The organism is Brooklawnia sp. (assembly GCF_049651565.1).
In the GTDB taxonomy this organism is placed as follows: Bacteria; Actinomycetota; Actinomycetes; order Propionibacteriales; family Propionibacteriaceae; genus Brooklawnia.
The window spans coordinates 1-5,804 of sequence record NZ_JBASCI010000019.1 but is presented as its reverse complement, the minus strand read 5'-3'; the positions used below and the strand labels follow the sequence as shown (position 1 = coordinate 5,804).

The 5,804-nt window shown below is 69.3% G+C and carries 6 protein-coding genes; all 6 read left to right on the top strand.

Annotated elements, in window-relative coordinates:
• Positions 1-609: amidohydrolase family protein (locus tag WBL05_RS00970; protein WP_424223133.1), on the top strand; the 609-nt coding region annotated here is incomplete at its 5' end.
• Positions 610-730: 121 nt separating this feature from the next.
• Positions 731-1,603 (top strand): D-hexose-6-phosphate mutarotase, encoded by an 873-nt coding sequence (locus WBL05_RS00965; RefSeq protein WP_424223132.1) that lies wholly within the window; start codon positions 731-733, stop codon positions 1,601-1,603.
• 315 nt (positions 1,604-1,918) lie between these two features.
• A complete protein-coding gene (locus tag WBL05_RS00960) occupies positions 1,919-2,083 on the top strand; it encodes a hypothetical protein (RefSeq protein ID WP_424223131.1) in 165 nt (54 codons plus the stop codon).
• 35 nt (positions 2,084-2,118) lie between these two features.
• Positions 2,119-3,528 (top strand): NAD(P)H-quinone dehydrogenase, encoded by a 1,410-nt coding sequence (locus WBL05_RS00955; protein WP_424223130.1) that lies wholly within the window; start codon positions 2,119-2,121, stop codon positions 3,526-3,528.
• A gap of 704 nt (positions 3,529-4,232) precedes the next feature.
• Positions 4,233-5,306 (top strand): branched-chain amino acid aminotransferase, encoded by a 1,074-nt coding sequence (locus tag WBL05_RS00950; RefSeq protein WP_424223129.1) that lies wholly within the window; start codon positions 4,233-4,235, stop codon positions 5,304-5,306.
• On the top strand, positions 5,306-5,804 hold a 499-nt coding region (locus WBL05_RS00945), incomplete at its 3' end, for a threonine synthase (protein WP_424223128.1). The genes WBL05_RS00950 and WBL05_RS00945, both read left to right, overlap by 1 nt.

Below are 5,804 nucleotides of genomic sequence, written 5' to 3'. Positions count from 1 at the left end.
GTGCGGCTGCTGGCCGAGCGTGGCGTGGTCGCGGCCATCGGACACACCGACGCCGACCTGGCAACCACGAGGGCCGCGGTCGAGGCGGGCGCCACCGGCGCGACCCACCTGTTCAACGCCATGCCAGCCCTGCACCACCGCAACCCGGGGCCGATCCTCGCGCTCGCGGCTGCCGAGCGGGTCTGGCTGGAGCTGATCGCCGACGGGGTGCACGTCCACCTCGATCTGGTGGCCGAGGTCATGAAGCGTTGGCCCGACCGGGTGGTGCTGGTCACCGACGCGATGGCCGCCGCCGGGCAGCCGGACGGCGATTACCAACTCGGCGAACTGATCGTCCGCGTCGAACAGGGTGTGGCCAGGCTGGCCGGCGCCGACACCATCGCGGGGTCGACGCTCACCCTGTCTGCGGCGGTCCGCAACGTCATCGGTGTGGGCGTCGGCTGGCAGCAGGCGCTCCGGGCGGCCACGTCATTGCCGGCCCGCTACCTCGGACTGGAGGCCGGGGAACTGCTGCCCGGCCGAAGCGCTGACCTGGTCGTCTGGGACGCCGACTGGCGTCCGGTGCGCATCTTGCGGCGGGGAGCCTGGCAGCCAGCCGCTTCGGACTGACCGCACCGTGCGCCTTTTGTCGTCCGGGCGGGCGGCCGGGCACCGGCGTTGGTGCAGCATTCAGCTGTCTCCAAGGTGATTTGCGGACGCGCCCGGTCGGTTGCGCGTAGGTTGAGGTCTCATGACCGACCTTGAACTTCCCGACGTCATTGCCGTCCTCGACGCGCCCCTGCCCGGACTCCGAATCGACACCCCTGCCGCGCAGGGTGTGATCTACCTGAACGGCGCCCACGTCGCTGAATGGGCGCCCGCCGGTGAGCGTCCGGTGTTGTGGATGAGTGAGGCCTCGATGTTCGAACCGGGACAGGCAATCCGCGGCGGCGTCCCGATCGTCTGGCCATGGTTCAGCAATGGACGGGCCGGCGACAAGTCGCCTGCCCACGGCTTCGCCCGGCTCTCGCAGTGGAACCTGCGCTATGCCCAGGTCAGCGACAGCGGCGTCGCGACCCTGACCTTCGGTCTCGAGGGCAGCGAGATCCCAGCGGACGCCGCCCCCGGGCTGCCGAGTGACTACAGCCTGGTGCTCCAGGTATTGATGGGTCAGGCGTTGATGCTGCAGCTGGTGGTGACCGCCGGCGCCGACGACCTCACCTTCGAGGAGGGCCTGCACACCTACTTCGCTGTTGGGGACATCAATCAGGTTCGCGTCGAGGGCCTGGAGGGTGCGACCTACCACGACCGGCTCACCGACCAACTGTCGACCCAGGACGGCCCGGTCGCGTTCACCGCCGAGACCGACCGGATCTACGAGTCGGAGGGTTCGACGCGCATCGTGGACGACGCCTGGCAGCGCACGATCCTTGTCGAGAAGGCCGGGTCCAGGCAGACCGTGGTGTGGAACCCGTGGCGAGCCAAGTCGGCAGCGATGCCCGACTACGGTGACGACGAGTGGACGCAGATGGTGTGCGTGGAGGCCGTCAACTGCCGCGGGCAGACGGTCGTGCTGCCCGCCGGGCAGCGCCACGTGATGAGCCAGACCATCTCCCTGGTCTGACCGTCGCGTCCCGGTCACCGGGCCCCAGGAATGGGTACCTGGGACCCTGAGGCGGCGGCCTTGTGCGCCCCTCCTTGTTTGCGTCTGCCCGTCACCATGGCGGCTGCCCGTCCGCTGGCCACACCTGCCCCCGGATCGGGTGCAGAAAGTGTCGGTCTGGGCCGTCCGATGCACCCATTAGCTCGGCACGGTTGGGCGGCCTGCTCCCTTGGCTGGCACTGGGCCCGGGTTCGTTGGGGCGCGGCTGCGGTCGGCTGCCGATCATCACCGTCACCATCGTCATCTCGGCGGCGGCCACCTGGGGTGCTCACCGCCATGACCATCCGGGCCATCGTCTTCGCCACCAGCTCGCCGGTCTCCGGGGCGGTGGCCCTGCTGGTCGCCGTCGTGGTGGCATCACGCGGTCGATCCCTGATCCCGGTGGCGTTGTGCGCGGCGGCATCGGTACTGGTGACCGAGGCGTTTATGGGCTTGATCTGAGCCCATCAGCCCCCGCCACGGGCAAGAATGAGGGCATGCACAACGTTGTCATCATCGGCGGCGGTCCGGGCGGCTACGAGGCGGCCATGGTGGGCCGGCAACTCGGGCGGAACGTCACCCTGATCGAACCCGGTGAGATCGGCGGTGCCGCCGTCCTTACCGACGTCGTACCGTCCAAGTCGCTGATCGCCACCGCCGAGGTGATGATCCGGCTCCGACACAGCAAGGAGCTGGGCATCGTGCCGGTCGACCCAGCCCTGAACCACGCCCAGGAGGCGATCAGGGTCGACCTCGGGGCGATCAACCAGCGGCTGCTCAGGCTCGCCCGGGAGCAGAGCGCCGACATCTCAACCCGGTTGAGCAGCGAGGGGGTGCAGCTGGTTCGTGGCCGCGGCCGGCTGCTCAACAACCGGGTGGTGCTGGCCGACACCGATGACGGCATCCTCCGCTTCCCCGCCGACGTCATCCTGATCGCCACCGGTACCCGGCCCCGAGAACTGCCGGACGCCCGCCCCGACGGCGAACGCATCCTGAACTGGAAGCAGCTCTACAGCCTGACCGAACTGCCGGATCGACTGATCGTGGTGGGCTCCGGCGTCACCGGAGCCGAGTTCGCCAGCGCCTACCGGCAACTGGGCGTCGACGTGGTGCTGGTGTCGTCCCGCGACATGGTGCTGCCCGGTGAGGACCCGGACGCAGCCAAGGTGATCCAGGCGGTCTTCGAGTCGTCCGGCATGACGATAATGTCCCGCTCGCGGGCGAAATCGGCGCGCCGCATCCCGGACGGGGTGGAGCTCACACTGGCCGACGGCCGCACCATCGCCGGTAGCCACCTGCTGATGGCGGTCGGGTCACTGCCCAACACCGAAGACCTGGGCCTGGCCGAGAACGGTGTCACCCTGACATCGTCCGGCCACATCGAGGTCGACCGGATGTCGCGGACCAGCGCCCGCGGCGTCTACGCGGCCGGCGACGTGACCGGCGTCTTTCCGCTGGCCTCGGTCGCCGCCATGCAGGGCCGGATCGCGATGTGGCACTCGCTGGGGGACGCCGTGCGCCCGCTCGACCTGCGAGGCATCGCGTCCAACGTCTTCACCGCCCCCGAGATCGCCACCGTCGGTGTCACCCAGAAGCAGGTGGACGCCGGGGAGTTCGCCGTCCGGTCGGTGATGGTGCCGTTGAAGGGCAACGCCAGGGCGAAGATGCAGGCCCACTACGACGGCTTCATCAAGCTGTTCTGCCTGCCCCAGACCGGCATCATCGTCGGCGGTGTGGTGGTCGCCCCCGGCGCGAGCGAGCTCATCTATGCGGTTTCGCTGTGCGTGTCGGCGCGGCTTACGGTCGACCAGGCCTCCTTGGCGTTCACCATCTACCCGTCGTTGAGCGGATCGATCTCGGAGGCCGGGCGCCGGTTGCACAATGTTGCCGACATGCTGCAGCACTGATGCAGTAGCGGCTCCCACTAGCAGTTCCGTCCCGGTGGCCGCGGCTCGTTCACCTGCTGTTCACCTTCTGGACGTCTGCTGTTAACCTTTGCTGCCGATGATCCTGATGGCCGGTGGGCGTGTCGCAAACCGATGCGGAAACCACCGGGCCCAGAATTGAGCCAGAAATGGGTGAAGCCCGAGCCAAGTATGAGTTGGCTCGGGCTTCGCGGTTTCTGGTTGGACTGCTCCGGAAACCACCGGAATGATTGACTTGTCGCCGACCCTGTCCTGGGTGGCTCCCTGATCCTGACCAACCGGTTCGATCTCTCGTACAGGCGTCATGGATGGAGTTGTCAACCGTCCTTGTCATTCCGGCTCCGCTTCTCCCGAAGGAGTTGCGGTCCCACCATTGAAGCCCGCCCCGACCAAGTCGTCAAGGGGTCCGGGGTATGAAAATCCGGGCGGCTTGAGTCGGCTCCGGCGGTCAGGACGGCAGCGACCTCTGACGCCCCGCAGGCCACCGCCAGCGAGCTCTGAGGCGACCGCAAGCCACGGCAGCGACCTTGGCCCCCAGCAGGCCACCGCCAGCGAGCTCTGAGGCGACCCCAAGCCACGGCACCGACCTCGGACGCGTCCAATGCACCGTCAGCGAGGACGGACTGGCCGGCCCGCGCCCCGGGACCAGCACTGCCAGCACCCGGCCCGGGTTTAAACTCGCGCCCATGGCCAGCTTCCTCCCAGCCCCGAGCATTCCGCGCACCCCGTCCGAGCAGATCGCGGCGGCGTTGACCGATCCGGGGTTCGGCCGGTACTTCGTCGACCACATGGCGCGGGCGGTGTGGACGCCGGAGGCGGGCTGGCACGACCATGCCCTGGTGGCCACCGGCGAGGTGCCGATGCACCCGGGCCTGGCCGCCCTGCAGTACGGCCAGTCGATCTTCGAGGGGTTGAAGGCGTTCCGGCACTCCGATGGCTCGGTCTGGCTGTTCCGGCCCGGGATGAACGCCGCCCGCTTCGCCCGGTCGGCCCGCCGGATGCAGATGCCGCCCCTGCCGATAGAGGACTTCCTCGATTCGGTCACCCGGCTGGTCGCGCTCAACCTCGACTGGGTGCCCAGCGCCCCCGACCAGAGCCTGTACCTGCGGCCGTTCATGTTCGGTTCCGAGACGCTGATCGGCGTCCGGGCAGCAAATGAGTACACCTACATCTGCCTGGCCATGCCGGTGATGCCGTTCTACCCCGACCCGTTGAAGCTGTGGGTGACCCCCGACTTCGCCCGCTCGATGGCCGGCGGCACCGGCGACGTCAAGTGCGCGGGCAACTACGGCGCTTCCATGATCGCCGAGCACCAGGCCCACGAACACGGCTGCGGCCAGGTGCTGTGGCTGGACTCGGCGACCCGGCGCTGGGTCGAGGAGAGCGGCACCATGAACTTCCTGGTCATCACCGAGGACGGCGAGCTGGTCACCCCCGACCTGAACGGCCAGATCCTGGCCGGGATCACCCGCGACTCGCTGCTCGCCATCGCCGCCGAGCACGGGCTGCGACCGGTCGAGCGGCCGCTGGCTTTCGCCGAACTGCGCGACGGCATCGAATCGGGCCGGATCACCGAGGCGCTGGCCTGCGGCACCGCCGCCGTGGTGAGCCCGGTGGTCGGCATCAAGTCACCCGACCTCGACCTGGTGGTCGGCGACGGCACTCCGGGGCCGAAGACCCAGGCGCTGCGTGGCCACCTCACCGGCATCCAGTTCGGTACTGCACCCGACCGCCACGGCTGGCTGCACCGCGTCGGCTGATGACCTACCGCTGCTCGCGCTGTGGCCGCACCTTCGCCGACGACTACTCGGTATGGCGCTGCACCTGCGGCGGGCCGTTGTGGTGGGACGCCGAACCGGGCCTGACCCGCCGCGACGTCGGCACCGATGAGCGCTCGATGTGGCGCTATGCCGCCGCCCTGCCGCTCGAACCGGGCCAGCGCGCCACCAACCTGGGGGAGGGTCTGACCCCGCTGCTCGACATCGAGTGGGACGGCCACCGGGTCCAGGTGAAGGACGAGACCCGCCAACCCACCGGATCATTCAAGGACCGCGGCGTCGCGATGGTCGTCAACCACGCCAGAGCCCGCGGCGTCGCCCGGCTGACCGAGGACTCCTCCGGCAACGCCGGGGCGTCCTTCGCCGCCTACTGCGCCGCCGCCGGCGTCGGCTGCGACCTGTTCGTACCGGCCTCGGCGTCCCCGGGAAAGCTGGCCCAGGCCATCGCCCACGGCGCCCGGGTGCACCGGGTCGCTGGAC

Bases quoted from the DNA above. Each gene is read 5' to 3' on its own strand.
- WBL05_RS00965 (WP_424223132.1), top strand. From the start codon at position 731: ATGACCGACCTTGAACTTCCCGACGTCATTGCCGTCCTCGACGCGCCC.
- WBL05_RS00960 (WP_424223131.1), top strand. From the start codon at position 1,919: ATGACCATCCGGGCCATCGTCTTCGCCACCAGCTCGCCGGTCTCCGGG.
- WBL05_RS00955 (WP_424223130.1), top strand. From the start codon at position 2,119: ATGCACAACGTTGTCATCATCGGCGGCGGTCCGGGCGGCTACGAGGCG.
- WBL05_RS00950 (WP_424223129.1), top strand. From the start codon at position 4,233: ATGGCCAGCTTCCTCCCAGCCCCGAGCATTCCGCGCACCCCGTCCGAG.